The organism is Idiomarina loihiensis L2TR (assembly GCF_000008465.1).
Classification (GTDB): domain Bacteria; phylum Pseudomonadota; class Gammaproteobacteria; order Enterobacterales; family Alteromonadaceae; genus Idiomarina; species Idiomarina loihiensis.
In genome coordinates, this window is record NC_006512.1 from 2,094,835 (window position 1) to 2,121,011 (window position 26,177).

Sequence of the window (26,177 nt, forward strand, 5' to 3'; positions counted from 1 at the left end):
TATTCTTCGTTTATTTCTTCGTAACTTTTAGCTCTATCTGGTAATTTTCCAGTTGCCGTTTGAGGCTGTCATTTAAAACGACAATAATTTCCTGCTTGCGCCCTTTTTCATCCACAAAACTCAAACCGGCTAAATCTTTTTCATACTGCTGCAGTACCGGCGGGTGTTCCAACTGATAAGTTCTGGGGGGTAAAATGAGGCGTTTTTCCGTTAACTCAAGATCATTATAAAACGCGGCTGGTTGCAATGGCCTGAATTTCACTACAATTGCCATAACAATAACCATGGTCAGCAGCGCGCCTGTAACAATAATCCACAAGGAAACCGCGTCACCAATATAAATTGCCATCCATATCGCTAAAAAGAAGCCGCCCCAGGCCTGGGGGCGGCGACTATCACGATAAAACGTCAGTGCATTGTTTTCTTTTTTTTCGTCTTTAGAATTCATCGTCACTATGTAAGTAAAGGCTTTCACTACCATCTTTTATCGCAGCTGCCAGGCTATGAATGCGAGGCAAAATGCGGGCAAAATAGAAACGTGCCGTTTTTGCTTTAGTTGCAAGGTATGGCTTGTCGCTTAATAGTGGCTCGGCGGCTATTGCCATTTTCAACCACAGGTAAGCGTAAGAAACATAGCCTACCAGATGCAGATACTCAACCGCCACACTGTTCACTAAGTTCTCATCACCAGCTGCTTTTTGCAGTACTTCCTCACTGACACCATTGAGGATATTTAGCGCCTGCTGCAATTGCTCTCGCTGCTTTATCCATTCGCTGCCAGTAACCGTTTCATCCAGAAAGCTCTGAATTTCTTCATTAAATGGCTGCAGTAGCTGACCTTGTGAACCAAAAACTTTACGACCCAGCAAGTCCAGCGCCTGAATACCATTAGTGCCTTCGTATATTTGAGCTATACGGGTATCGCGAACCAATTGTTCCTGGCCCCATTCTCTGACATAACCGTGCCCGCCAAAAACCTGTTGGCCATGAATGGTCGACTCCAGTCCTGTGTCGGTTAAAAACGCTTTCGCAACAGGCGTCAATAACGCCACCATGGCATCGGCTTTTTGTCTAACCTGATCATCCCCGGCGTATTTTGAACGATCGAGCTGCTGCCCCACCCAGGTAGAAAACGCGCGACCACCTTCGGTCAGAGACTTCATGGTCAGCAACATACGGCGCACGTCACCATGCACTAAAATTGAGTCGGCTTCGGCCTGGTCGTTACGAGTTGCTTTTGCGCCGCGTCCCTGAATACGATCTTTAGCGTATTCCAGAGCATTTTGATACGAACGTTCTGCTGCGCCCAGCCCCTGAATACCAACGCCTAATCGCTCATAGTTCATCATGGTAAACATAGCGGGTAAACCTCGATGAGGCTCACCAACCAGCCAGGCCTTAGCTCCATCAAAGTTCATCACACAGGTTGCTGACGCGTGAATCCCCATTTTGTGTTCAATAGAACCGCAGCTAACATTGTTGCGTTCGGTCAGGTTACCCTGCTCGTCGGATAAAAACTTAGGCACCACAAACAACGATATACCTTTTGTACCCGCCGGTGCGTCAGGCAATTTAGCCAACACCAGGTGGACAATATTGTCGGTTAAGTCATGCTCACCGCCAGTAATAAATATTTTGGTGCCGCTAAGTGAAAAACTGCCGTCTTGCGCGGGAATAGCCTTACTGCGAATAATGCCTAAATCCGTACCGGCATGAGGTTCAGTCAGGCACATGGTACCTGTCCATTCCCCCGAAACCATACGCGGTAAATAATGGTTCTTCAGCTCATCACTGCCATGTGAGTTAATTGCCATGATTGCGCCGGAGGTTAGGCCCGGATATAGAGAGAAAGCGATGTCGGCGCTGCAAAGCATTTCTTCGTACTGAGCAGATAAAGATTTCGGCAAACCCATGCCGCCAAAATCAGGATTTGCCGTTACACCAACCCAGCCACCTTCAGCCAACTGGCGAAAGTTCTCTTTATAGCCTTTAGGTGTTGTCACCTCGCCGTCTTTAAACTTAACACCTTCTTCGTCTGCTTCGCGGGCTATGGGCGCAACCAAGTTTTCCGCAACTTTTGCACCTTCATCAAGAATAGCGCCAGCGGTTTCAACGTCCATCATGTCGGCAAGTTCCGGAGTCTGCTGCCAGTCATCAGCAACGCGGAATACATCATGCAAAACAAAATCCATGTCGTCGCGGGGAGCTCTGTAGTCAGCCATATCATTACCTCTTGTAGAAATTACAAAGCGTTCAAACTAATAATTTAAACGCTTGTTTAAACTGTATCGCACAAGAGTATGAATCCCTTCGCAGGATGTCAATAATTTCTATGGTTGCCAGTCTTCTAAAGCGGGCTGGGAGAATGCCTGTGAGTCTTTCACCAAAACCACCTTTTGCGGTTCTATTCGCAATATTGTCAGCTGATTTAACGCATCGCCCTCGTACAGTCGCTGGCCGTTCAGCTCAATCCACCGCTGAGATGCACTGGAGCGATACATATGGCTGTCGTAACTAAACGCAGGAACCTCTCGCTGAAACGAGCGCGAGAGTTCACTTAATGAAGGGATTACACTAGTATCGGCTCTATTATCATCGCTATTGCTGGTGTCGTTCACTGCCGCTTCAAAACGCTGCAACAAGTCTGGCGAAACAGTAGAAAGATCCAGAGCCTGCCGCTGCGATCCAGCTTGGGCGCTTGGCTCGGGTTCTGATGATTGCTGTTGACCACTGCTTTGTGTGACTTCGGGTTCTTCTTCCGGAACGGGTTCGGGTTCTGCTTCCCATTCAACCGATTCAATACTGGCGGTTTCTCCCCACCGGAAGCCTTCCGCTTCAGGACGTTCAGACTGGTTTGTTTCACCAAGCCAAACAGCTCCGGCAGAGCCCAGCACTGCGCCGAGAATAAGCACCAAAGGCCAAAGTAACCAACTCCAGCTACGGCTGTGTTTATCGTTAGCCATAAGCGAGGCATCAAGCACCGAGGTTTGTTTTAATAATGGCGACTGTTGCTGCTTTAATGCTTTTAATAAGGATGACATTATTTGCTCTCTTTACTCGCTTTTTTCATTCGCTTTCTTTACTCAATCTGGGCCCAAAGTCAGACGCGCGTGATGCCAGCCATGCCATTGTCGCTTCATCTAGTTTCCCGGTTACCCTTAGCCCCTGGCTTTTTTGCAGCTCTTTAAATTGCTCGTCCGATGACTTGCTTTGCCATTTAGAACCCAGGTGTTTTATCAGCTGTTCACGAACCCACTGTTGGTGTGCGTCGTCACTTTCAGCCAGCGGCTGTTGATACAAAATAAGGAAAGCCCCGTTCCAGCCATTAGTATCTATCGCCGTACCATCGGTTATTAAATCGGCGCTTTTATCTCGCCTATAAAGCAATGCCGGGTAATTAATGCTGCGCAGTTGCTGCAGGCTCTGGTTTAACTCAAGACAGACGAGATCATATTGTTCTATCCACTGACAAAAATCAGTATCTACCGGCGGTTCGGGCAAGCCCCAGACACTCGCCAACTCTTTTGCGGCCTGATACTGACTGCTGGACGTTGCGTCCAACGGTTTTTCCGTATCGTTAATCAGGGTGTAACTGCCAGCCGCGCTGGCGACAAGAAGCAAAAAAGCCCCCGCCCAACGCCATAAAGCTGAGTGCGGCTGTCTATTCCGACTACCGGTAGTGCCATTCAGCTCAATATGCGCTTGCTGTATATGCCTTGGCAACACTTCGCTACTGGATTCCGTATAAGCTGCCAACAATGCCCGGTCACAATAAAGGTTTAATAAACGGGGAATACCCTGGGTTAACTGGTGTGCCTTCCTTCCTGCAGCAGCAGTAAACAAAGGCCGGTTTGCGCCAGCCACCTGCAGGCGGTAAGCAATGTAGCGTTGCGTGTCCTGCTCGGTCAGCGGCAAAATATGATAGCGGGCGGTAATACGCTGTGCCAGTTGACGAAGCTCCTGTCGGCGCAGTAAGTCCTGTAATTCCGGCTGACCAATTAAAATGACCCGAAGCAATTTACGATCATGAGTTTCTAAGTTGGTCAGTAACCTCAGCTGTTCCAGAACCTGTGGTCGCAAATGCTGAGCTTCATCAATGAGCACCACACATTGGCGGCCATCATCATTAGCTTTCAGAAAAAACTGGCTGAGCTTATCGGTCAGTGTTTTACGGGTCGCAGAGCGCTTTTGATAACGAATACCAAACTCATCGCACAGGCTGGCAAGCAGTTCATCTTCATTCAACATAGGGTTGAGGATGAACGCCGTTTCCGTTGACTCGGGCAACTGCTCCAGTAACGCTCTGGATACCGTGGTTTTACCTGTGCCCACTTCCCCGGTTAACAGAATAAAACCACCGCTGCCTTGTAGCCCCTGTGTAAGATGCGCCAAAGCCTCCTGATGCCGTTCACTCAGGTAAAGGTAATTTGGGTCCGGGGCAATGGAGAAAGGCTCTGCCTGAAGACCAAAATAGTTCTGATACATATCGGCCCGCTACTGTGCTGATAATATTATTTGTTCAACAGTGTAACGACTTGCTTGCACATCGACCAGTGATTCGACATGATCATGCCAAACAAAGTTGAGGTGAACAGTGGACGTATACTTAGTTGGTGGCGCAGTACGCGATAAACTTCTGAAATTACCAGTACACGAACGCGACTGGGTAGTGGTCGGTGCCCGTGCAGAAGACTTGCTGAAACAGGGGTTTCTGCAAGTTGGTAAAGACTTCCCGGTGTTCCTGCACCCCAGTACCCGCGAAGAATACGCACTGGCCCGGACTGAACGAAAATCCGGCAAAGGCCACACCAGCTTTGACGTTTTTGCCTCTCCCGATGTGACTCTGGAAGATGATTTAGCCCGCCGGGATTTAACCATTAACGCCATTGCGCAAAGTGAGGACGGTGAAATAGTCGATCCATACAATGGCGTGCAAGATATTAAAGCGCGCAAGTTACGCCATGTTTCTGAGGCTTTTACTGAGGATCCGCTAAGGGTATTAAGAGTGGCGCGCTTTGCCGCACGTTTTGCCCACTTAGATTTTACCGTCGCCGAAGAGACTCAGCAAATGCTGCAGGAAATGTCAGCCAGTCAGGAACTCAGTCACTTAGTCCCTGAACGGGTCTGGCGGGAATGGGAGAAGTCACTGTTAACCCAAACGCCAACTGTCTTTTTAACTCTGCTTAGAGACATACAGGCGCTTTCTCAGGTGTTACCCGGAATAACCGCCGATGATTCACAACTGCAACGATTGCAAAGAACATCGGCTTATTCCGATTCAGTGACGCTAAGATTTGCCAGCTTATTTATAGAGCAAGAAACCCCTGAGAGCCTGAAGCAGTTCTGCAGGCAACTGGCCATACCGAATCATTATCGTGACAGCGCTTTGCTGGCAAGAAATCATGAAGATTTCATTACCACACCGGAGCTCCCAGAAAAAGCTCAATTGGCTGCACTACTGAAACAAATTGACTACTGGCGCCGACCGGAGAAGCTGGAGCAGTTGCTACAGTTACGGCAAGCTGAATATAGTGAATCTAAGCAGCAGAAAAGTATTGCTGCTCAGCATAAAAAGTTACGTTCGGGGGCAGAAAAAGCCGCAGCGCTTAATGCTGGGACTTTGCAGCAGCAGGGCTTTACCGGTAAAGCCCTGGGCGATGCTTTACGCGAACAGCGTGAGCAGATACTGGCTGAGGCATTGAATTAACCTTCCAGCCAAGAAGTGTCGCTAATAGGCTCTAATTGTTGCGGTGAGTCTTTATGAGTCTGCTGGTATTGCTCCCACAACTGCTCGTAACTCACATTTAAAAGCGGATGCAGGTGGTGCCCGGCTATTTCAGCCAGTGGCCAGAGCACAAAGGCATTTTCAAGAATTTCGCCACGGGGCAACTGCGGTTGTTGCTCCCGAATAACGTCATCATACAATAAGACATCAATGTCTAATGTTCGCGGGCTGAACTTAGCACTGCCCGGAATCCGTCCGTTTTCCTGCTCAATGCGCTTGCATTCAGCCAGAACTTCGGTAACAGAAAGGTTGGTTATTACCTCCACCACCAGATTGTAAAAATCACTTCCGGAAAACCCTACCGAGGCACTGCGAAAAATTCTTGAGCGTTGTTGCCAGGTAAAGCTCTTTGCAATGGCTTTCAACCCTGCCCGAATATGTTTTTCACGATCCGTATTAGAACCTATTCCGAGAAAAACTTGCGCCACAACTTATCCTCTTACCCAAATGGGCTGTCGAAAACACTTCGGCGAACGCTTACAGCCACCGTTTTAGCATTAGGCACAGCTCCGGGTTTAGCCACCCGCACTTCAACGTTCTGCACACCGAATTCATTCAAAATGAGGCTGGCAACGCCTTCAGCAACCGTTTCTATGAGCTGACGCGGCTTCTCTGCTACCCAGGCCGACACTCGCTCGCTCACCAGTGCATAATCTAAAGCGTCGTCAATATTGTCAGTAACTGCCGCGCGCTGGTTGTCCCAGCTCATCTGAATATCCAGCACCAACTGCTGTTTTTTTTCTTTTTCCCAGTCATAGACACCAATGATGGTTTCTACGGTTAAGCCTTCAATGCTAACGACATCAATATCTGCTTGTTCCATTTGTGTTAACCCGTGGTAATTGCCCAAAAAACCGCTTATTCTAGGGACATTGAGTTTTAATCGCAGTCTACCTTAACCAACGAGGGATTCGTACCCCATGACAGCGCTTACTTTACTGATGATACTTTCAGCCTACCTTCTGGGCTCTATCAGTAGCGCTGTGGTTATCTGCCGGCTTTGGGGCTTACCTGACCCGCGCAAAGAAGGTTCCGGCAACCCCGGAGCCACGAATGTTTACCGGGTTGGCGGAAAAATCCCTGCGTTATTAACTCTTTGGTTTGATGTTTTAAAAGGTATGGTTCCGGTGTGGGGCTCTTACTTTCTCGGCATTGAGCCCTTTTTCCTTGGGCTAATTGCGGTTGCAGCCTGCCTTGGCCATATTTTTCCGCTTTACTTTCATTTTCGTGGCGGCAAAGCTGTTGCTACCGCCTTAGGTGCTATGTTTCCGGTTGCCTGGGAAATGGCGTTGTTGCTCATTGCCACCTGGTTACTGGTTTTCCGTGTCAGCCGGGTATCCTCTTTAGCGGCTTTAGTAACCGTCTGTCTGGCACCCTTTTATGCCTATTGGATAAAACCCCAATACACAGTGCCGGTTATTATGATTTCGCTATTAATACTCTGGCGTCACCAGGCCAATATTCTGCGCTTGTCCTCCGGCGAAGAAAAAGCCTTTAAACGGCGTCGCTAATATTCACCATGGGTTTCAAATCTGTCATCGGCCATCTTGGGTGTGTTTTCACTGCCAATGGCTCACGTTCTCCCGCTTCTAAACGCAGAGCGCCCGCTAAGGCGATCATCGCACCGTTATCAGTACAAAATTCCGTACGCGGGTAAAATATCTGGCCCTTTTGTTTTTCTAATAAAGCTTCAAGTTTTGCGCGTAAATGCTTATTGGCACTGACCCCACCGGCAACGACCAAACGCTTGTAACCGGTTTCTTTTAGCGCCCGGCGACATTTAATCACCAAGGTATCAACCACCGCATCTTCAAATGCCCGCGCAATATCCGCCAGGGTCTGCTCATCACTGTCATTAGCGGCCAGAGTATTAGCCGCAGAAGTTTTCAAACCACTGAAAGAAAAATTAAGACCTGGTCTGTCTGTCATTGGTCTGGGAAAGGTAAAACGATCGCTGTTGCCCTGTTCAGCCAAAGCAGCCAATCGCGGCCCCCCGGGATAATCAAGCCCCATTAGCTTAGCTGTTTTATCAAAAGCCTCGCCTGCGGCGTCGTCTACTGATTCGCCCAGCAAATGATAATCGCCTATACCTTTTACTTGAACCAGTTGAGTATGCCCGCCGGAAACCAACAAGGCGACAAAAGGAAATTCGGGCTGGTTTTCTTCCAGCATAGGCGCCAGCAAATGGCCTTCCATATGATGAACTCCAACCGCGGGTAAATTCCATCCAAAAGCCAGACTACGACCAATACAAGCACCAACTAACAGAGCACCAACCAGCCCAGGCCCCATTGTATAAGCAATACCATCCAGTTGCTGATGCGAAATCCCGGCCTCTTTGAGCGCAGCTTTAATCAACGGTAAGGTCTTGCGCACGTGGTCACGAGATGCCAGCTCGGGCACTACGCCGCCGTAGTCGGCATGCAGTTTCACCTGCGAGTACAACTGGTGGGCTAATAAGCCTTTTTCGGTGTCGTACACCGCAACACCCGTTTCATCACAAGACGTTTCAATACCCAATACCCGCATAATACTAACCAATTCTGCTATTTACCGACAATTGACGCTATTTTACCTGATTTTTATTCGCATGACTCGCCTTACAGGAAAAGTTATGCCACTTTATGAAAACATAAAAACAACAAAGGCTTTAGCATGAGACAACTCGTTGCATTTCTATTTATTCTGACCTTATCGGCTTGTCAGACATCACCGACGGAGCAGGGTAAGTTTTCCTGGCAGGACGCCTCTGTTATCGAATTGCAAAACACCATGACCAATGGTGATTTAAATGCCGAACAACTCACACAATATTATTTGCAGCGCATCAATACTCATAACCGTCAGGGTGCGAATTTACGAGCGGTAAACAGCGTAAATGAGAATGCTCTGAAAGATGCCAGACGGCTTGATGCCGAGCGCGAACAAGGCAAGGTTCGCGGTCCATTGCACGGCATTCCTGTTCTGTTAAAAGACAACATCGATACCGCCGACGGTATGGCAAATACCGGGGGTTCATTATTGTTCGCAGAAAACTACCCGGAAGATGATGCTTTTCTTGTAGAACAATTGCGTGATGCCGGAGCTATTATTTTAGGCAAAGCCAACTTAAGTGAGTGGGCGAATTTTCGCTCTACCCGCTCCAGTTCGGGCTGGAGTGCTATTGGAGGTCAGGCCGTGAATCCGTATGACACGACTCGCTCTACTTGTGGCTCCAGTGCAGGTTCCGCTACCGCTGTTGCCGCCGATTTAGTCGCACTTGCGGTAGGTACCGAAACCGACGGCTCGTTAACCTGTCCGGCCGCTGTTAATGGCATTGTTACCATCAAGCCAACGCTGGGCCTTATCAGTCGCGACGGCATTATCCCTATTGCGCATAGTCAGGATACTGCAGGCCCAATGGCTCGTAGCGTAGCCGGAGCCGCCTTAATGCTGGATGCGATGCAAGCTTACGATCCGGATGACCCCGCAGGCTATCGTACTGAAACGAATTTTGCCTCGCATTTAAAAGCAGACGGACTCGAAGGCAAGCGTATTGGTGTGGTTCGTAACTTAATGGGTTACAACAACTTGCTTGACGAACAGTTCGAGCAACAGCTCTCGATTATGGAAGCTCAGGGAGCTGAAATTATTAACGTTGAGATGACAACCTACGGAGAATACGGCGGCGATGAATTTACCGTGCTGCTGTATGAGTTTCAACAGGATATGGCGGCTTACCTGAGCAGCACGAATCTGCCCTATAACAATTTAAGCGATATGATAGCGGCAAATAATGAATTGCCTGAGCAGGAGTTATCACTATTTGGTCAGGAGCTCTTTGAAATGGCAGAGGCTCAGGATGACGAAGCCGCTTATCAGAAAGCGTTGGCCAAAAGCAAAAAGCTGGCAGGTAAAGAAGGCATCGATGCCATGCTTGAGGAGAACAATATCGACTTACTAATAGCTCCGACAACAAGCCCTGCCTGGAAAATCGATCACGTACTTGGCGACAACTATTCAGGCTCAGCCAGTTCACCGGCTGCCGTTGCCGGATACCCGCACATATCAGTGCCTATGGGTTATATCCAAATTGGAGACGAACCCGCCCTGCCGGTCGGTATCAGTTTCTTTGGCGCTGCACGCTCTGAGGCCACGCTCATAGAAGCGGCTTTCGCCTACGAACAGGCAACAAAGCACCGTAAACCGCCTAATCTGGTTGTAACTGACTAAGGTTGAGTTTACGAGTATCGAGCGGCCGGCCGTCGACATCGCGGAGTGTTAGTTCCAGTTCCGGCTGCTCTTTCCAAATAACTTCAACTTGACCGTAACGGCTTTCAGCATAAGCCTCACCGTCGCGATAACTAGATGAGTAAGGCGTTTCACCATCAAAGTTAATGGACCCAGGCGTCACCTGCCAGAGTGGATAAGGCAGGAATTCATCTGACTTAGCGAACTCACCGAACAAGCGGTCACCGCTCGCCAGCAATAAACCTGAAGGTTTCAGTTCCGTTAACAACTCTTTTAAACGGTTTTGTTCGCGCAAGTAAAGTGCCCAGCTATCATAGCCATTGGCAGGAGCTATTACCGGTGTCGCGCTCATAATAATGCGGACTTCGGCAGGCTGTTGTAATTGCTCCGCAAGCCACTGCCATTGCTCATCACCCAGCAAATCGCCCGTATTATTCGACTCATAAGGACCTAAATCAGCATTAAAGCGGCGAGTCTGACGCTCTACCCAGCCCACCTGACTCAGTGGGTCACGGTTCCAGCGACCGTCCAGAACAATAACCTGCACACGTTGCGGTTCATTCCCAAAAATTACGCTCTTTGCAATACCATGACTTTGAAACAGCCGTTCCGAGGTTGCCGGCTCACGCCAGAAGGTAAGAAAGTGGTTGCGGACGGCATAGCGATTCGGGTTATTTTTTCCGCTCTTGCCATCCAGACTGTAATCGTTGCGGTTCCAGACCGACATAACCGCAGAGTTGCGTCGCAGAACCCGTGGCCCGCGGTAACGGTTAAACACCTCATAGGCATCCAGTAAGTCGTCCATGTCGCCGGCGTTCTCACCGATAGTATCACCCAGGAACACAAAGACTTCAGGCTGCGCATGATTAATCGCATCCCAGACTTCCTGTCGCTTGGTATGGTCAATGCAACAGCCAAAAGCCACTCGTGTTGTCTGCTGTGCAGGCGCACTAAACGCCGCAGCCAACAGCAGAAGCAGCCAAACGCTCCGTATTAGCATTAGAAATCCTCTTTAGTCACCGCACAGCGGCGTGCCTCTTCTGCCTCTATATCGCCACGAGCCAGTAATTTCTTGAGTGCCTGATCTAATGTTTGCATGCCCCGCTCTGCTCCAGTTTGAATAGAGGAGTACATTTGCGCCACTTTGTCTTCTCGAATCAAGTTTTTAATAGCTGGCGATGACAGCATAATTTCATGTGCGGCAACACGACCACCGCCAACTCGTTTTAGCAAGCTCTGCGAGATAACCGCACGTAAAGATTCTGACAGCATGGAGCGGATCATCGGTTTATCATCGCCCGGAAATACGTCAATAATGCGGTCGATAGTTTTAGGTGCAGAAGTTGTATGCAAGGTACCTAAAACTAAATGCCCGGTTTCGGCTGCCGTCATAGCTAAACGGATGGTTTCTAAATCGCGCATTTCACCCACCAGAATCACATCAGGATCTTCACGCAGTGCTGAGCGCAGGGCCGCACTGAAACTGCGAGTGTCCCGATGAACTTCACGCTGGCTGACCAGGCTTTTTTGATTGTCGTGAACGAATTCTATGGGGTCCTCAATGGTTAAAATATGCAACGCCCGGTTTTGATTCAAATAATTAACCATGGCCGCCAATGTGGTTGATTTACCCGAGCCAGTCGGTCCGGTTACTAACACTAAACCCCGGTTAGCACTGACAATGTCCTTAAATATCTCCGGAGCATCCAGTTGCTCTAAAGTGGTGACTTCGGCAGGTATCATACGAAAAGCGGCGGCAATGCCTTTGCGCTGGGTAAACACGTTGGCACGGAAACGCGCAACGCCTTCTATTTCAAAGGAAAAATCACACTCAAATTTTTCCTCGAACTCCTGCCACTGGCCTTTGGTCATCACCTCAAACAACATGTCTTTCAGCTCATCCGGCTGATGCTCGGGTTGATTTAGCGGACGAATGTCCCCATCCACTCTAATCATAGGGACACTGCCGGAGGACAAATGTAAGTCCGAGGCATTTTGTTTCACACTGAAGGCCAGTAATTCGTTAACATTCATATATCTTATCCCTGAATAAGTGAGATGACGGTGGCAATGACAACTAAGGTAGCAGAAAAGATAACAAATAATCTCGCGGAAATACGTCAGCAATTGCAGATTTTATCTGAAGAATCGCCACACCAGCAGTCGGTCAAATTGCTGGCGGTGAGTAAAAAACATTCTTTAGAAGCGATAAAAGCCGCTATAGCCGCCGGGCAAATGCACTTCGGCGAAAACTATGTTCAGGAAGCCGTCGCTAAAATAACTCAGCTAAAAGAACAAACTACTGATCCGGTACAGTGGCATTTTATCGGCCCGGTTCAGTCGAACAAAACCAAAGATATAGCTCAGCACTTTGACTGGGTACAGAGCGTGGAGCGGGAGAAAATAGCCCGTCGTCTCAATGAGCAGCGCCCCGACGATTCCCAGCAGCTCAACCTATTATTGCAGGTTAATATTGATGATGACGACAACAAATCGGGTTTAGCCCCCGAGCAGGTTGAAGCTTTAGCGGAATACGTTATGAATTGCCCTAAACTAAAATTACGCGGTTTAATGACTATTCTTAAAGCAGGGACAACAGAAGACGAACGCGAAAAAAGCTTTCAGCAGATGTATAAGCTCTACCAACAGTTGCAACAAACTTACGGCGAGCAAATTGATACCTTATCCATGGGGATGTCGGGTGATATGCGACAAGCGGTGCTTGAGGGTGCTAACATGGTACGTATTGGAACAGCAATTTTTGGAGAACGGGAGTCCTAATGAACGACATTCGGAATATTGCCTTCATTGGCGCAGGAAATATGACACAAAGCATTGTCGGCGGTATGTGCAAAAGCGGTTACCCTGCTGACAAAGTCTGGGTCAGTAACCCCAGCGATGCCAAATTAGAAAAAATGAAATCGGAGCTGGGCGTCAATACCAGTAACGATAATCTGGAAGTGGTGAATAACGCTGACGCTATTGTACTGTCGGTTAAGCCTCAGTTAATGGCGGAAGTTTGCGCTCACTTACGTGAAAACGTTCACAATCTGACAGACAAATTAATAATTACCATTGCCGCCGGTATTCGTATTCCTAAATATCGCGAGTATTTAGGCGAAAACATCCGTATTATCCGGGTTATGCCAAATACGCCGTCACTGGTAGGTCAGGGCATGTCAGGTTTAGTTACTGACGATTCCGTTGACGAAGCCGATAAAAACTTTGTAACCGAAGCCTTTAATGGCGTAGGTGAAACACTCTGGGTTAGTGACGAAGATCAGCTCGATATTCTTGGCGCCGTAGCAGGCAGTGGGCCAGCTTACTTTTTCGAGTTTATGGACAGCCTGGCAAAAGCTGCAACCGAGCTTGGTTTTGATGCCGAGAAAGCGCGCGCTATGGTTCAGCAAACCTGCTTAGGTGCAGCTCAAATGGCCAAAGAAAGTGAGTTATCATTGGAAGACTTGCGCAAACAAGTCACCAGTAAAGGCGGCTCAACAGCAAAAGGTGTTGAAGCCTACCAAGACTCTGACTTACACGGCATTTCGGAAAAAGCGGTAAAAGCCGCGGTTAACCGTAATCAGGAAATGGCGAAACTCTTTTAGGAGTCACTATGAATAACGCCCTTACATTTTTAGTCGCAACCATAATTGACCTGTATTTGGTCATAGTACTTTTGCGACTCTGGATGCAGTTAACTCAAGCTGATTTTTATAACCCGGTCAGCCAGTTTGTTTATAAGGCAACCCAGCCTGTCGTGGGCCCGCTGCGCAGCTTTATGCCAATGCTGGGCAAGCTGGACACAGCCAGCTTAATTTTTGCGTTAGCATTAGGCATGCTAAAAGTAGCGGCGCTGGTCTGGCTTAACAACTTAGTTGTTGACCCGCTGGTGATTGTTATTCAGGGAATATTAACGGCTGTAAGCAGTTTGCTGTCAATGTTGTTCTGGGTACTGGTTATTCGGGCAATACTCAGCTGGTTCTCACAGGGGTACAACCCGGTAGAAGCCATGTTGCACCAAATTACAGAGCCGTTATTAGCGCCTGTACGTAAAATTCTTCCTCCAATTGGAGGCTTAGATTTATCGGTACTGGTTGTCATTATTGGACTACAGTTTTTACGCATATTAATTGGTGTTTAATGCTACTGGTGGAGGAAAAGTGATGAGTAAAACATTCTTTGTTAAAACAGTAATGGTCGTTTCTTTAATATTTTCAGGCTTTGTTATGGCTGAACAGAAAGAGACACTAGGCGACTGGGATGTTCACTACAGCGCTTTTAACTCCACCTCTTTATCTCCCGCTATTGCGACGCAATACAACTTAACCCGCAGCGCATCGAAAGGCGTGCTCAATATTGCGGTATTGGATAAAAAGACTCAAAAAGCGCAAACACCCGGGGTAACCGGGCAAGTGGTTAATCCGCTGGGACAAATACAGGAGCTCGACTTTCAACAGGTAACTGAAGGTGATGCCAGTTATTACCTGGCTCAGTTTGAGCACTCTAACGCCGAAACCCTGCGTTTTACCATTCAGGTTGGAGAACAACAGTTTAAATTTAACCAGGAGTTCTGGTTAAATGATTAGCTTTAAACCGGCTTAACGCCTATTGACTGAATATCACCTTTATCACTAATTTTCCTTACCGTCAGAATGACATCGCCCAAACGTATATTGTCACCAATAACAACGCGGCGATGGAATTTCTGAGAGAAGTAATCAGCGATTGTCGTACTCAGTAGAGCATCGTCCAGATTACCCAGAGGATAAAAGCTCCCGACATCAGCCAGCGTCAGGTCGCCACGTAAAGTAAAGTCGCCAAAGAAGTCTTTCTCGGATACTTTTAAGCCCTTACCACCTGATGCGAGAATTCTGCTCACTTCATCAATATCGTTTACCGTCGCGGCGACCAGCAGGCCATCACCCTCTTCCACCATAGGCTGAGTTTCTGGCTGTAACCATTCACCATCGCGAATTAACCCAACGAAGGTAGCCGGAGCCGTTAGTTTTAGCTCCTTCCAGGTATGGTCACAAGCTGGCGAGTTTTTGTCGATTTGATAAAGCCAGACTTCTAACGCTTCCTTACTGGGCACTGAGGACAGCGGCATACGCTGCTGAGGTTTAGCTTTTAACGGCACCTCAAGCCCTAACCAACGCGCTACCGGTGCAATACTCCACCCCTGGATAATGAGTGAGATCATGACCACCACAAAAGCAATATCAAAATACAGTTCTTGATCAGGTACGCCACTTAGCCAGGGGAATAGCGCCAGTATAATAGGAACAGCACCTCTTAAACCCACCCAGCTGATAAACACCTGTTCACGCCAGGGAAAACTGAACGGCAGTAAGCTAACAACGACAGCTAATGGGCGTGCAATAAAAATTAAAGTAAAGGCAATACCAATGGCTACCGGCGCATTAGCCATTAAATGAGAAGGAACAACCAATAACCCCAGAATAAGGAACATAGCTATCTGACTAAGCCAGGCCAGCCCATCCTGCACTTGCAGTATATGCACGAGTTGGGGTAGCCGCGCATTGCCAATAACAAAGCCCATTAAATAGACCGCCAGAAACCCACTGGCATGAAGTTTTGCTGTTAGCGCATAAATGGAAATAGCGCAGGCTACTGCTAGCAATGGAAAAAAGCTGAAACTAAGAGGCAACTTACGCGCCGCAATAATGAATAACCGACCACCTAGCCAACCTATGGTCAGGCCGCCAATTAGCTGCCAGATGACATCAAGACCTACCCAGTACCAGTCAGGGAAGCTGCCGCTGGCTACGGCGCCAGTCATGGTTAAAGTCAGAATAACGGCCATGGGGTCGTTACTGCCCGACTCTATTTCAAGGGTTGATGCGACCCGCTCTTTAATCTGCAACCCGCGGGACTGAAAGATACCAAACACCGCGGCGGCATCTGTTGAACTGAGTATAGCTCCCATTAGTAAAGCCGCAGGCCAGGGTAAACCAAACCAATATACCGCAGCGGAAGCCACCAGAGTACAGGTTAACGCAACACCTATAGTTGCCAGGCTAATAGCGGGCCAGAGGGCTACCCGAAAACGCTCAGGGTGCGTTCGCATCCCACCATCAAACAGGATAATAACCAAAGCTGCAGAGCCAATAAAAAACGCGATATCCGGATTGTTAAATTCGACACCTAATACACCTTGCTCACCCGCTAACATGCCAATTAACAAAAAGGTCAGCAGTACAGGTGCACCCAGCCGGTTGGATGCTACAGCGGCTAAAATGCTGACAACCAGCAGCAAGCCACACAATAAAATCAAGGTGTTAGCCGAATCCAAATAGAATCTCCTTATCTTTGTCTCTGCTTGTTCATCATAGCAGGTTTCACTTGGAGGCTAATGTTAGATTTCAAATCACGTTAAAACCCTTTATCCTGTGCCTCTTGATAATTAGGGTACAGGTTCGCTTATGATGTCACAAAACACCTTAGTGCTGGCTACCGGCAACGCAGGAAAAGTTGCCGAATTGCGTCACATGTTAAGTCAGACACATGCCACCGCCGACTGGCTAGTTCGCCCGCAGTCAGAATGGGACTTCGCTGAGGCTGATGAAACCGGCACCACTTTTGTCGAAAATGCCATTATAAAAGCTCGCCACGCGTGCCAGCAAACGGGGTTACCTGCTATTGCTGATGATTCAGGTCTGGCCGTTACCGCTTTAAATGGCGCTCCGGGCGTTTACTCGGCCCGCTACGCTGGCGGCAATGCCACCGACTCTGACAATATCAATAAACTACTGAAAGCCTTAGAGGGCGTTGAAGAAAGCCAGCGTCAGGCCAGTTTTCATTGCGTACTGGTTTATATGCAAAGTGCGGAAGATCCGACACCAATCATCTGTCAGGGCCGCTGGGACGGACACATATTAACTCACCCGGTTGGAGAAGAAGGTTTCGGCTACGACCCTGTGTTCTGGGTTAAGGAAAAAAACTGTTCCGCAGCGCAGTTAAGCAAAACAGAAAAACAAGCACTCAGCCACCGCGGACAAGCTTTGAAGCAACTGCTGGAGCAGCTGGCTAAATGACTTCTCCTCTGACGCTTCCGCCGTTATCGCTGTATATACACATTCCTTGGTGTATTCAAAAATGCCCTTATTGTGATTTTAACTCACATAAACTGACCGGAGATGTACCTGAAGCAAGCTACGTCGGCCGTCTTTTAGAAGACTTACGAGCCGACATTGACTGGGTTCAGGGTCGGGAAATTCAGTCAATATTTATCGGTGGGGGGACGCCGAGTGTCTTGTCTGCAAAAGCGATACAGCAGTTAATGGACGGCGTTCGTTCAATAGTCGCACTAAGTCCCGATTGCGAAGTGACTATGGAAGCCAACCCGGGAACCTTTGAGACCGAAAAGTTCTCAGCCTTCGTTGCCGCAGGCATAAACCGGTTATCTATTGGTGTCCAGAGCTTACAGGAGCATCAGTTACAACGCCTGGGGCGTATTCACAATCCGCAACAGGCAATAAATGCGGCCGCACACGCAAGTGAACTACCGCTATCCAGTTTTAATCTCGACCTTATGCACGGCTTACCGGATCAAACCGTAGAAATGGCTTTAGACGACCTACGTCAGATCATTGCCCTGAATCCACCGCATATCTCCTGGTATCAGTTGACTATTGAGCCTAACACGCTGTTTGCGAGCCAACCTCCGGAACTACCGGACGACGATACACTGTGGGAAATTTACCAGCAGGGCCATAAACTTCTGGAGGCTGCGGGTTATTCTCAGTACGAAGTGAGCGCTTACGCTAAACCCGGCCATCAAAGCAGGCACAACCGTAACTACTGGCAATATGGCGACTATTTAGGTATTGGTTGCGGAGCCCACAGCAAAGTCACTCTGCCTCAACAAAATAAAATTCTGCGTTGCGAAAAAGTGAAGCACCCCAAAGGCTATTTAGATTTAACCAAGCCTCTGCGCTATCAATTAAAAGAAGTTGCAGTAGAAGACCGCTTGTTTGAGTTTTTCATGAACCAATTCCGCTTACTGGAGCCGGTTAGTAAAAGTAACTTTGAACAAACCACAGCTCTTTCTGCAGAGGTAGCTTCAAAGCAGTTAACGGAAGCGAAAACTCTGGAGCTTGTAACGGAAGACGAGCTTAACTGGCAACTAACTCAACGCGGTCACAGATTTCTAAACTCGGTTCTGGATACGCTTCTGGATTAACCCAGAAGCGTGGCAGATTTATTGGTTTTAAACTGAAGATCCCAAACGCCATGGCCTTTTCCTTCGCCCCGGCGTTCAAACTTGGTTTTTGGGCGGTTCTCAGGACGTGGTACGTAGTCACCTGAAGACGACAAATTGGTTAACCGGGGTTCGTCATTCAGAACTTCCAGCATATGCTCTGCGTAGTTTTCCCAGTCTGTTGCAAGATGAATGACTCCGCCAGTCTCAATTTTCTGAATTAATAATTTCACAAACTCAGGCTGCACAATGCGGCGTTTATGGTGACGCTTCTTATGCCAGGGGTCGGGAAAGAAAATTTGAACACAGTTCAGGCTATTATCCGGAATGCATTGTTTTAATACTTCGACCGCGTCTTCATGAAACACCCGAAAGTTTTCCACCCCTGCTTCCTCTGCCGCCATAAGGCAAGCACCTACACCGGGTTCATGCACTTCTATACCAATAAAGTCACGTTCGGGAGCATTAGCTGCCATCTCAACTAGTGAATGCCCCATACCAAAACCAATTTCCAGCGTTACCGGGGCTTCACGGCCGAAGACCATAGCAAGATCCAGTCGTCCATTTTCCAGCGTTAGTCCAACGGTTGGCCATAGACGTTCAATAGCCGCCGCCTGGCCTTTGGTCAGCCTTCCTTCTCTTTTCACAAAGCTGCGCACTGTTCTCACGTATTTGCCTGCAGCGGCGGCTTCTTCGGCACTTTTAAAATGGCTCATGACTTTCCTGAAAATTAATGACTTAGCGAATACCAAAAAAACAGGCCTGAAAAATCAGGCCTGTTTAGAGTAGAGCTATTATCGCTATTTCAAGCAATCAATACAATCGGTATTAACGAGTTTTAGGTACCCGGTTTACGACTTTCAATGTTGCTTCTATGCGACGGTTTTCCTGTCTGTCAGCAGCGCTGTTCTCACGAACTTTTGGTTGAGATTCACCGTGACCTTTAAAGTCAACGCGGCTCTTCTCAATACCATGTTGCTTAACAAGTGCGTTGGCAACAGCTTCTGCGCGACGCTCAGACAACCACTGGTTATATTTCGCTTCGCCCGTGCTGTCCGTATGTCCGTGAATAGTGATATCCAACTGTGGATGCTCTTTCATGAACTCCGCCATATCCTTAATGTCTGACCGTTCACCACTGCGGATGTTCGAAGAGTTTAAGTCAAACTCTACCAGCAACTCTTCAGTAATGGTCTCGTTTTCATAAAGAATACAACCAGTCTCATCTACTGAGTAATTTTTAGGTGTATTGGCACATTTGTCTTTTGAATCAACAACGCCATCACCATCAGAATCTACAGGTTTAGACTCCGGCTCAGGTGCCGCTTGTTGAGGCTCCGGACGTGGCTCTGGACGTGTTCTTGGTTCAGGGCTGGTATCGCGACCACCAAAGAACCATTGCAAACCAACGTTTGCGAACATTTCTGTGTAGTCTTCTTCCCAACCACGCTGAGCTCCACCTTCCACACGCCAGGCCAGATTATCGGTTATAAAGCTACGATGACCAAGCGTGACTCGCGCAGCAACATCCGTCACATCACCAATTTCAGTGTTGTTTACACCTAAACCAGCATAAAAGTTGTTGTTGAAGTGGTATAGCGCATCAACACCGTAGCTGTCGCCGTAGGCGTCGCCTGCGCCAACCAGATCGGCTTCCATGTAGTCATAATAAATGCGGGCTTCCCATGCCTCAGTAAACATCATGCCGGCTTCAACGCCTGAAGTAATGGTTTTGAAACCGTCATCAACAGAGAATACTTGACCATTTTTTACCGCAACACGATCATCGTCGGCAGAAAATGCGCCTAAACGCGCGCCCAGATAAAAGTCGTTTTGCTCAACCTCAGTTTGTTGTGCAAAAACTGGAGCGGTTAATCCAGCGGTTAGCAAAGATATAGTGATTAGATTTAAGGTTTTCATTGCAAAGCTCCTTTTAATTGCAATAACAATCATGCTCGGAATATGAGACACTGTGTATGACATAAAGACTAGTACATTTTTTGAATAAGTCATTTTTATTTGCAGAGATTTACAGTTGACTCAGACATTTAGCTCACAGGTTCTCAATTGGTTTCAGCAATACGGGCGCAAGCATCTGCCATGGCAGAAAAACGTCACGCCCTATCGCGTCTGGGTGTCAGAAATTATGCTGCAACAAACCCAGGTCACTACCGTTATTCCGTACTTCGAACGTTTTATGGCAACCTTTCCTACGGTTCAGGAACTGGCCTCAGCCCCACAAGACAAAGTATTGAATTTATGGACTGGATTAGGCTATTACGCAAGAGCCCGGAACCTTCATAAAACCGCAAAACTTGTTTGCACTGAATATAACGGTGAATTTCCAAAAAAAGTTCATGAACTCGAACAATTACCTGGGGTTGGCCGCTCAACAGCGGGTGCAATTCGCTCTCTTGGACATGGTGAGTACGCGCCTATTTTAGATGGCAACGTTAAGCGTGTATTAGCACGCCATTTTGCTGTTTCTGGCTGGCCTGGTAAGGCAGATGTTTTGAAGCAGCTGTGGCAACTGAGCGAACAGTTGACCCCGAAGCAAGACTCCGGCGCATACAATCAGGCAATGATGGATATCGGTGCAATGATTTGCACTCGCAGTAAACCGCTTTGCGAGCAATGCCCTGTCAATAGCACCTGTATTGCCAGAGCAACGGACACAATAGCACAGTATCCGGGAAAGAAGCCGAAAAAGATTAAACCAGTAAAAACAACCCACATGCTGCTTTTTCGGCATAATCATCAGTTCTTGCTGGAGAAGCGCCCCCAGTCTGGTATATGGGGCGGGCTTTGGTGCTTTCCACAATGTGATGAGGAAACGGACATTCCTTCCTTAGCCCAACAATACGGTGTCACTGAACTGGCAAGACAGCAACTGACACCTTTTCGTCATACTTTTAGTCACTTCCACCTGGATTGCAAGCCTCTGCTGATTGATGTCGCTCCCTCTGAGATTTTACTCAACGAAGCTCAACATTTATGGGTAAAGGCTGATACCAATCAGGACTTGGGCTTTGCTGCACCAACCGTTAAACTGATGGAGCAGTTAACTACTAAATAGGTGAACACCGCATGAGCCGCACTGTATTTTGTGAGCATTTTCAAAAAGAAGCCGAAGGCCTCGATTTTCAACTCTACCCCGGCGAGCTGGGCGAGCGTATTTTTAACCATATATCAAAAGACGCCTGGGCTGAGTGGCAAAAGAAGCAGACCATGCTGATAAACGAAAAACGGTTAAACATGATGGATCCGACTGATCGTGAGTTTCTTGAAAAGCAGATGACAGCCTTTTTATTCGAAGGAAAAGCCCCTGAAATTGAAGGCTACACCCCACCAGAGAGTTAATGCATTACATTAACGAATTTCCGGACTTGACTCTTTTTTCTTGTAAATCGAAATTATTGTCTAATATATTGACAATAGGTATGGCTTATGAGCCTCGCTGGAGCTTAGACAGCCAATCTGTTAGACTACTAACGAATTCAACAAAAGGGAGTCTCTATGAAAGCGCCATCCTGGCGAAGAGCCGTACTGAAAGTGGGGAGTGCGCTCATCGCGCCAGATGAAACTGGGGTTAGCACCAAATACCTATTACCCATAGCTCGTTTTATTAACGAGTGCCGAGAACGCGGGCAAGAAGTTGTCTTAGTCTCGTCAGGCAGCGTTGCTGCCGGCCGCAAACATTTTAACTTTGAACACAAGAAAGTACCGGTTGCTGTGCGTAAAGCAATGTCCGCAGTCGGTCAAAATGAAATGATGGGTTACTGGTCACGCTTTTTCGATTCCCCCTGCGCCCAGTTGCTTATGACCCACAGTGACTTACGCGACCGAGCTCGCTACGTCAGCATTAAAAACACCCTAAACAGATTGTTAGAGCACGACATTTTACCGGTGGTAAATGAGAACGATGCTCTTGCTACTGACGAAATGAAAGTGGGTGATAACGACAACTTGTCGGCCATGATCGCGACTTTGGTTGATGCCGACGCGCTGTTTATTTGTTCAGACATCGACGGTCTGTATGACTCAGATCCGAACCTGAATCCGGACGCGAAAAAAATACCGGTGGTTGAACAAATTGACGAAAGCATTTATTCGCTTGCCGGTGGTTCAGTAAGTTCCGTCGGTACCGGGGGAATGCGCACTAAAGTTGAGGCGGCAGAAAAAGCTACTTCACACGGTATCGATACTTACATAGTTAACGGTCGTAAGGGTGAAACTTTTGAATCGTTACTACAGGGGGACATCCCCGGCACATTATTCCGTCGCCAATCTGATCCAATTAGCAATAAAAAGCATTGGTTAAGACATACTCTGGTTGCCCAGGGTGAAATATTGGTTGATGAAGGTGCTGAGAAAGCATTAATTGAGAACGGTGCCTCACTACTGAGTTCAGGCATTGTTGATGTACAAGGTGACTTTGATCGCGGTGACGCCGTGCTGGTTCGCAGCGCCAACGATACTGACGCTATCGCAAAAGGTATTTGTCAGTACAGCGCACATGAACTGATGCATATTAAAGGGCAGCAAACGGAAGATATAGCGGAGAAATTTGGCTATAGCCCAATTACGGAAGTTATTCACCGCGACGATCTAATGATTTTGGAGGATTCATGAGCCAGCAACTAGCAAAAGAAATTTCGCAACGCGCCGCAAAAGCGGCACGCGCTGTAGCAACCTTATCGGAAACGGACAAAAACGCCGTACTTCAAAAAATGGCTGACGCTATTCGCGCACGTCAGGATAAGATTATTGAAGTAAATAAAAAAGATTTGGCCACAGGCAAAGAAAAAGGCCTAAGCGACGCTATGATGGATCGCCTGGAATTAACGCCAGAGCGTGTCGAAGGCATGGCTTCTGCCATTGAAGAGATCATTGCATTGAAAGATCCTGTAGGCGACAGCTACGTTCTCGATGAGCGCCCTAACGGCATGAAAATTGAGAAAATGCGTATTCCTCTCGGCGTTATCTGCATGATTTATGAAGCACGTCCGAATGTCACAGCTGACGCTGGAGCGCTATGCTTTAAGTCTGGTAACGCAGTAATTTTACGTTGTGGCCGGGAAGCCATTGAGAGCAGTAAAGCCATTGCTGAAGCCTTGCACGAAGCTTTAGAAGCCAGCAATCTACCTAAAGACGTTATCACCGTGGTGCCAACACCTGACCGCGAACTGATGACTGAACTTCTGCAACAGAAAGACTATATCGATCTGGTTATTCCTCGCGGCGGTGAAGGTCTGATTCACTTCGTTAGCGATACCAGCAAAATCCCAGTCATTCAACATTACAAAGGTGTTTGCCACCTGTATGTGGATAAAGACGCAGACCTTGATAAAGCTCTGGCAATTTTACTTAACGGTAAAACTCAGCGTACCGGCGTTTGTAATGCGCTCGAAGGTCTACTGGTTCATCAGGACGTTGCTGATAAGTTCTTGCCTATGGCTGCTAAGGCTCTGGCAGAGAAAGACGTAACCATCCACGCCGATAAGCGTTCAGTAAGCTACTTTGATGGCGCTGATGAGATTGCAGACGATGCTTTTGGTGAAGAATACCTGGCTCTTGAGATTGCGGTTCGCACCGTCGACAACTACGAAGGTGCTATTGAGCATATTCAGGAGTTTGGTAGCGGTCATACCGAAGTTATTATCACTGAAAACGATGAAACCGCTAAGCGTTTCATTCGTGAAGTAGATTCAGCCGTTACCATGGCAAATGTCTCTTCTCGCTTCTCTGATGGCGGCCAGTTAGGTTTGGGTGCTGAAATTGGTATCTCCACCAGCAAGCTGCACGCATACGGACCAATGGGTCTTGAGGCACTAACAACTGAAAAATTCGTGGTGACCGGTAACGGTCAGGTTCGCGACTGATTCAGTGCTTAGCGCATTAAAAAGCCCCGGTCACTTCAAGTGGCCGGGGCTTTTTTATGGCTTAAAACTTAACGACGATAGCCTGTTAATAGTTCTGGCCAGTCACGGGACTCCTTCCAATAGAAGGTTTCATTCTTCTCTTTTTCTTTGCGTAAAGAGCGCAGTAGCCGTTGGATATTAGCTTCTTTCCAGTCACCGTTTTCACGGAAGTCGCACTTGTCAAAATCGACAATCCAGGCTTTGTCTTTGTCATCCAGCATAAGGTTGTGACAATTTAAATCTGAATGGTAGACACCGGTATCATGCAATTCTTTAATGACGCTTCCCAACTTTTGCCATAGCTCCGCGGATAGTTTCTTTTCACGCAGTAAGCGAAAAACATCGACAGCCCCCGGAATAACTTCCACCAATATGTCTGCTTTGTAACTAAAAACTGCTGTTTTTTCCATACGAGCGGCTACCGGACGCGGAACGGGCAAACCAATTTCCCGCAGCTTTAGCAGCAAATCAAATTCATGAATTGCCCGGCTTTTTTCCGCCGGCTCACGTAAAAAACGATCTTTATTAATTTTACCAACTAAACCACCACGATAGTAATGCCGCAGTAAAAGTCCCAAATCGCCTTGCTGAATAAACCAGACTGTTGCGCGTCCCGTTGAGTTTCCTGCAATCGACTTCTGCTGCTGCCAATACTGGGCTGTAAAATGCTTGTCTTCTATCGTTTCAAAAATATCGCTGTCGTAGCGAATAAGCCCTTGGGGACTCTGCTCTGTTTTTATCATACCGCTTCCTGTCAGAGTATATTCCAGTGCCCGCTTTAATACTCTTAACGTAGCACCCTGGTGCGTTTGTAAAACGCTTTTAGCAGCTTCATGTTGCGCTTTCATGACAGCTGTCTGCTGCATCAACTCCACAGCTTGTTTAATTTCTCCGGCATTATTAACCCACTGCACGGCACCGGCTTTTGCCAGCTCACCATAAACTTGTGGGAAATTGAACACGTGCCGCCCTGACATAACATTGGAGCCAGCTGCTATAACTTCAAGGGGGTTATGCCCGCCTCGCTCAATAATACTTCCGCCGACAAAGCTCGCCGAGGCTAATTGCCCCCAAAGCATCATTTCGCCCATGCTGTCAGCAAGAAAGACATCACAATCTTCAGGTATCGCATTACTCTCGCTTCTGCGGGCAAGCTTAAGCCCGGACTCCCGTATCATTTTTGCTACCACCTCAAATTGCTCAGGGTGTCGCGGGGCAATGATAAGACAGGAATTGGATAAGTCCTGTTGAATCAGTTTATGTGCCTCTAACAGCAGCTCATGCTCGCCCGGATGACTGCTACTGGCAAGCCACACATGTCGCGACGCACAGCTTTGCCGCCACAACAGAGCCTTCTCAATATCTGTGACAGAAAGCTCAATGTCGTATTTTAGGTTTCCGTCCACAAAAAGCACACTATCGGGGACACCTAAAACCTTCATTCTGCGCGCCGTTTCTTTATTCTGAACGGAAACCAGTGTCAGTTGTTTCCAGACCTTCTTCATCAACCAATGAAAACGCCGATAACCTGCCGCTGAGCGAGCCGAAAGTCGCGCGTTTAACAATGCGACAGGAATATTCGCTTTGGAAAATTGGTTCAACATTTGCGGCCAAAGCTCGGTTTCCATTACCCACACGGCTTTAGGTTTAAACTTACGCACAAAACGCTTCGCGGCACCCGGACTATCTATCGGCCAGTAGCGACAACTAACAGTGTCGGCAAAATGCTGCTGGATAAGTTCCCGGGCCGTTGGTGTCATACAGGTAATGAGTATTTTTTGACCTGGCTCCTGACGCAAAAGCTGCTCGATTAACCGTTTCGCCGCTAAGGTTTCACCAACGGAAACACTATGAATAACCAAACAGCCGTGCTGTTTTTTATCAACAGAGCCCAGCGCAAGCCGTTCTGACCAGTTCTGACGGTAGCGACTGTCTTTTCCGCCGCGTAGCCACAACCAGACAAAAACGGCTGGAGTGACCAGCCGTATTAATACTCCGTAGATCCACAATTGCATATCAT

The 26,177-nt window shown here is 47.9% G+C and carries 26 protein-coding genes; 13 read left to right on the forward strand and 13 right to left on the reverse strand.

Going from position 1 to position 26,177, the window contains the following annotated elements; translation table 11 throughout:
* Positions 1-10: 10 nt before the first annotated feature.
* From IL_RS10090 to IL_RS10105, 4 genes are all read right to left on the reverse strand, one after another.
* On the reverse strand, positions 11-448 hold the full coding sequence (locus IL_RS10090; protein ID WP_011235190.1) for a hypothetical protein: 438 nt from the start codon (positions 446-448) through the stop codon (positions 11-13).
* Complete coding sequence (locus IL_RS10095) at positions 438-2,222, reverse strand: acyl-CoA dehydrogenase C-terminal domain-containing protein (protein WP_011235191.1); 1,785 nt, start codon at positions 2,220-2,222, stop codon at positions 438-440. Before IL_RS10095 ends, IL_RS10090 begins: the two co-directional genes overlap by 11 nt.
* Before the next feature lie 108 nt (positions 2,223-2,330).
* The gene (locus tag IL_RS10100) at positions 2,331-3,041 is read right to left on the reverse strand and encodes a general secretion pathway protein GspB (protein ID WP_011235192.1); all 711 of its coding nucleotides are present in this window, start codon (positions 3,039-3,041) and stop codon (positions 2,331-2,333) included.
* 25 nt (positions 3,042-3,066) lie between these two features.
* Positions 3,067-4,485, reverse strand: a complete 1,419-nt coding sequence (locus IL_RS10105; RefSeq protein WP_011235193.1) for an ExeA family protein — start codon at positions 4,483-4,485, stop codon at positions 3,067-3,069.
* Between the two features lie 109 nt (positions 4,486-4,594).
* Here IL_RS10105 and IL_RS10110 point away from each other — a divergent pair, with 109 nt between their 5' ends.
* Positions 4,595-5,707: a CCA-adding enzyme gene (locus tag IL_RS10110; RefSeq protein WP_011235194.1), complete on the forward strand. Its 1,113-nt coding sequence runs from the start codon at positions 4,595-4,597 to the stop codon at positions 5,705-5,707.
* Here the strand turns inward: IL_RS10110 and folK are convergent.
* Complete coding sequence (gene folK / locus IL_RS10115) at positions 5,704-6,213, reverse strand: 2-amino-4-hydroxy-6-hydroxymethyldihydropteridine diphosphokinase (RefSeq protein WP_011235195.1); 510 nt, start codon at positions 6,211-6,213, stop codon at positions 5,704-5,706. The two genes, IL_RS10110 and folK, sit on opposite strands and share 4 nt — an antisense overlap.
* An 11-nt stretch (positions 6,214-6,224) precedes the next feature.
* Positions 6,225-6,608, reverse strand: a complete 384-nt coding sequence (gene folB / locus IL_RS10120) for a dihydroneopterin aldolase (protein WP_011235196.1) — start codon at positions 6,606-6,608, stop codon at positions 6,225-6,227.
* 97 nt (positions 6,609-6,705) lie between these two features.
* Here folB and plsY point away from each other — a divergent pair, with 97 nt between their 5' ends.
* Positions 6,706-7,296 (forward strand): glycerol-3-phosphate 1-O-acyltransferase PlsY, encoded by a 591-nt coding sequence (gene plsY, locus IL_RS10125; protein WP_011235197.1) that lies wholly within the window; start codon positions 6,706-6,708, stop codon positions 7,294-7,296.
* Here the strand turns inward: plsY and tsaD are convergent.
* Positions 7,280-8,314, reverse strand: a complete 1,035-nt coding sequence (gene tsaD, locus IL_RS10130) for a tRNA (adenosine(37)-N6)-threonylcarbamoyltransferase complex transferase subunit TsaD (protein ID WP_011235198.1) — start codon at positions 8,312-8,314, stop codon at positions 7,280-7,282. The genes plsY and tsaD overlap by 17 nt on opposite strands.
* Positions 8,315-8,440: 126 nt before the next feature.
* Between tsaD and IL_RS10135 the strand changes: the two genes are divergently transcribed.
* Positions 8,441-9,997, forward strand: coding sequence for an amidase (locus tag IL_RS10135; RefSeq protein ID WP_011235199.1), 1,557 nt, complete (start codon positions 8,441-8,443; stop codon positions 9,995-9,997).
* On the opposite strand, the gene IL_RS10140 is transcribed toward IL_RS10135, so the two are convergent.
* Both IL_RS10140 and IL_RS10145 read right to left on the reverse strand, forming a co-directional pair.
* A complete protein-coding gene (locus tag IL_RS10140) occupies positions 9,975-11,015 on the reverse strand; it encodes a phosphodiesterase (RefSeq protein ID WP_011235200.1) in 1,041 nt (346 codons plus the stop codon). The genes IL_RS10135 and IL_RS10140 overlap by 23 nt on opposite strands.
* The gene (locus IL_RS10145; protein WP_011235201.1) at positions 11,015-12,049 is read right to left on the reverse strand and encodes a type IV pilus twitching motility protein PilT; all 1,035 of its coding nucleotides are present in this window, start codon (positions 12,047-12,049) and stop codon (positions 11,015-11,017) included. Before IL_RS10145 ends, IL_RS10140 begins: the two co-directional genes overlap by 1 nt.
* A 36-nt stretch (positions 12,050-12,085) precedes the next feature.
* Between IL_RS10145 and IL_RS10150 the strand changes: the two genes are divergently transcribed.
* Genes IL_RS10150 through IL_RS10165 form a run of 4 tightly spaced genes read left to right on the forward strand, consistent with a single transcriptional unit; the run spans position 12,086 to position 14,601 of the window.
* Positions 12,086-12,796 (forward strand): YggS family pyridoxal phosphate-dependent enzyme, encoded by a 711-nt coding sequence (locus IL_RS10150; protein WP_016341381.1) that lies wholly within the window; start codon positions 12,086-12,088, stop codon positions 12,794-12,796.
* Entirely contained in the window at positions 12,796-13,620 is an 825-nt protein-coding gene (proC, locus tag IL_RS10155) for a pyrroline-5-carboxylate reductase (RefSeq protein ID WP_011235203.1), read from the forward strand. Before IL_RS10150 ends, proC begins: the two co-directional genes overlap by 1 nt.
* A gap of 8 nt (positions 13,621-13,628) precedes the next feature.
* Positions 13,629-14,156 (forward strand): YggT family protein, encoded by a 528-nt coding sequence (locus IL_RS10160; protein WP_011235204.1) that lies wholly within the window; start codon positions 13,629-13,631, stop codon positions 14,154-14,156.
* A gap of 22 nt (positions 14,157-14,178) precedes the next feature.
* Positions 14,179-14,601 (forward strand): DUF4426 domain-containing protein, encoded by a 423-nt coding sequence (locus IL_RS10165; protein WP_011235205.1) that lies wholly within the window; start codon positions 14,179-14,181, stop codon positions 14,599-14,601.
* A gap of 2 nt (positions 14,602-14,603) precedes the next feature.
* Here IL_RS10165 and IL_RS10170 read toward each other — a convergent pair whose 3' ends face one another.
* The gene (locus IL_RS10170) at positions 14,604-16,328 is read right to left on the reverse strand and encodes a potassium/proton antiporter (RefSeq protein ID WP_011235206.1); all 1,725 of its coding nucleotides are present in this window, start codon (positions 16,326-16,328) and stop codon (positions 14,604-14,606) included.
* A 133-nt stretch (positions 16,329-16,461) separates the two neighbouring features.
* On the opposite strand from IL_RS10170, the gene rdgB reads away from it, so the two are divergent.
* Together rdgB and hemW are read left to right on the forward strand one after the other, a co-directional pair.
* A complete protein-coding gene (rdgB, locus tag IL_RS10175) occupies positions 16,462-17,070 on the forward strand; it encodes an RdgB/HAM1 family non-canonical purine NTP pyrophosphatase (RefSeq protein ID WP_011235207.1) in 609 nt (202 codons plus the stop codon).
* Positions 17,067-18,218: a radical SAM family heme chaperone HemW gene (gene hemW / locus IL_RS10180; RefSeq protein WP_011235208.1), complete on the forward strand. Its 1,152-nt coding sequence runs from the start codon at positions 17,067-17,069 to the stop codon at positions 18,216-18,218. The genes rdgB and hemW overlap by 4 nt, the downstream gene beginning before the upstream one ends.
* Here the strand turns inward: hemW and trmB are convergent.
* Positions 18,215-18,952, reverse strand: a complete 738-nt coding sequence (trmB, locus tag IL_RS10185) for a tRNA (guanosine(46)-N7)-methyltransferase TrmB (protein WP_011235209.1) — start codon at positions 18,950-18,952, stop codon at positions 18,215-18,217. The two genes, hemW and trmB, sit on opposite strands and share 4 nt — an antisense overlap.
* Before the next feature lie 112 nt (positions 18,953-19,064).
* Positions 19,065-20,156 carry an OmpA family protein gene (locus IL_RS10190; protein WP_011235210.1) on the reverse strand — a complete coding sequence of 364 codons (1,092 nt, stop codon included), beginning with the start codon at positions 20,154-20,156 and terminating at the stop codon, positions 19,065-19,067.
* Positions 20,157-20,271: 115 nt separating this feature from the next.
* Here IL_RS10190 and mutY point away from each other — a divergent pair, with 115 nt between their 5' ends.
* The 4 genes from mutY (at position 20,272) to IL_RS10210 (ending at position 24,118) form a co-directional block, all read left to right on the forward strand.
* Positions 20,272-21,312 carry an A/G-specific adenine glycosylase gene (mutY, locus tag IL_RS10195; RefSeq protein ID WP_011235211.1) on the forward strand — a complete coding sequence of 347 codons (1,041 nt, stop codon included), beginning with the start codon at positions 20,272-20,274 and terminating at the stop codon, positions 21,310-21,312.
* A gap of 11 nt (positions 21,313-21,323) precedes the next feature.
* Positions 21,324-21,596, forward strand: coding sequence for an oxidative damage protection protein (locus IL_RS10200; protein ID WP_011235212.1), 273 nt, complete (start codon positions 21,324-21,326; stop codon positions 21,594-21,596).
* A gap of 156 nt (positions 21,597-21,752) precedes the next feature.
* Positions 21,753-22,868, forward strand: coding sequence for a glutamate 5-kinase (proB, locus tag IL_RS10205; RefSeq protein ID WP_011235213.1), 1,116 nt, complete (start codon positions 21,753-21,755; stop codon positions 22,866-22,868).
* Positions 22,865-24,118 (forward strand): glutamate-5-semialdehyde dehydrogenase, encoded by a 1,254-nt coding sequence (locus IL_RS10210; RefSeq protein WP_011235214.1) that lies wholly within the window; start codon positions 22,865-22,867, stop codon positions 24,116-24,118. The genes proB and IL_RS10210 overlap by 4 nt, the downstream gene beginning before the upstream one ends.
* Positions 24,119-24,186: 68 nt before the next feature.
* On the opposite strand, the gene IL_RS10215 is transcribed toward IL_RS10210, so the two are convergent.
* Positions 24,187-26,172 (reverse strand): 3-deoxy-D-manno-octulosonic acid kinase, encoded by a 1,986-nt coding sequence (locus IL_RS10215; protein ID WP_011235215.1) that lies wholly within the window; start codon positions 26,170-26,172, stop codon positions 24,187-24,189.
* Positions 26,173-26,177: the final 5 nt, after the last annotated feature.

What these genes read in the sequence shown, in the direction of transcription:
- trmB (WP_011235209.1), bottom strand. Translation starts at nt 18,952, where the DNA reads ATGAGCCATTTTAAAAGTGCCGAAGAAGCCGCCGCTGCAGGCAAATAC.
- IL_RS10215 (WP_011235215.1), bottom strand. Translation starts at nt 26,172, where the DNA reads ATGCAATTGTGGATCTACGGAGTATTAATACGGCTGGTCACTCCAGCC.
- tsaD (WP_011235198.1), bottom strand. Translation starts at nt 8,314, where the DNA reads ATGCGGGTATTGGGTATTGAAACGTCTTGTGATGAAACGGGTGTTGCG.
- IL_RS10095 (WP_011235191.1), bottom strand. Translation starts at nt 2,222, where the DNA reads ATGGCTGACTACAGAGCTCCCCGCGACGACATGGATTTTGTTTTGCAT.
- proB (WP_011235213.1), top strand. Translation starts at nt 21,753, where the DNA reads ATGAAAGCGCCATCCTGGCGAAGAGCCGTACTGAAAGTGGGGAGTGCG.
- plsY (WP_011235197.1), top strand. Translation starts at nt 6,706, where the DNA reads ATGACAGCGCTTACTTTACTGATGATACTTTCAGCCTACCTTCTGGGC.
- IL_RS10100 (WP_011235192.1), bottom strand. Translation starts at nt 3,041, where the DNA reads ATGTCATCCTTATTAAAAGCATTAAAGCAGCAACAGTCGCCATTATTA.
- IL_RS10200 (WP_011235212.1), top strand. Translation starts at nt 21,324, where the DNA reads ATGAGCCGCACTGTATTTTGTGAGCATTTTCAAAAAGAAGCCGAAGGC.
- IL_RS10140 (WP_011235200.1), bottom strand. Translation starts at nt 11,015, where the DNA reads ATGCTAATACGGAGCGTTTGGCTGCTTCTGCTGTTGGCTGCGGCGTTT.
- hemW (WP_011235208.1), top strand. Translation starts at nt 17,067, where the DNA reads ATGACTTCTCCTCTGACGCTTCCGCCGTTATCGCTGTATATACACATT.
- IL_RS10165 (WP_011235205.1), top strand. Translation starts at nt 14,179, where the DNA reads ATGAGTAAAACATTCTTTGTTAAAACAGTAATGGTCGTTTCTTTAATA.
- IL_RS10150 (WP_016341381.1), top strand. Translation starts at nt 12,086, where the DNA reads ATGACAACTAAGGTAGCAGAAAAGATAACAAATAATCTCGCGGAAATA.
- rdgB (WP_011235207.1), top strand. Translation starts at nt 16,462, where the DNA reads ATGTCACAAAACACCTTAGTGCTGGCTACCGGCAACGCAGGAAAAGTT.
- IL_RS10105 (WP_011235193.1), bottom strand. Translation starts at nt 4,485, where the DNA reads ATGTATCAGAACTATTTTGGTCTTCAGGCAGAGCCTTTCTCCATTGCC.
- folB (WP_011235196.1), bottom strand. Translation starts at nt 6,608, where the DNA reads ATGGAACAAGCAGATATTGATGTCGTTAGCATTGAAGGCTTAACCGTA.
- IL_RS10190 (WP_011235210.1), bottom strand. Translation starts at nt 20,156, where the DNA reads ATGAAAACCTTAAATCTAATCACTATATCTTTGCTAACCGCTGGATTA.
- proC (WP_011235203.1), top strand. Translation starts at nt 12,796, where the DNA reads ATGAACGACATTCGGAATATTGCCTTCATTGGCGCAGGAAATATGACA.
- IL_RS10090 (WP_011235190.1), bottom strand. Translation starts at nt 448, where the DNA reads ATGAATTCTAAAGACGAAAAAAAAGAAAACAATGCACTGACGTTTTAT.
- IL_RS10135 (WP_011235199.1), top strand. Translation starts at nt 8,441, where the DNA reads ATGAGACAACTCGTTGCATTTCTATTTATTCTGACCTTATCGGCTTGT.
- IL_RS10145 (WP_011235201.1), bottom strand. Translation starts at nt 12,049, where the DNA reads ATGAATGTTAACGAATTACTGGCCTTCAGTGTGAAACAAAATGCCTCG.
- IL_RS10160 (WP_011235204.1), top strand. Translation starts at nt 13,629, where the DNA reads ATGAATAACGCCCTTACATTTTTAGTCGCAACCATAATTGACCTGTAT.
- IL_RS10210 (WP_011235214.1), top strand. Translation starts at nt 22,865, where the DNA reads ATGAGCCAGCAACTAGCAAAAGAAATTTCGCAACGCGCCGCAAAAGCG.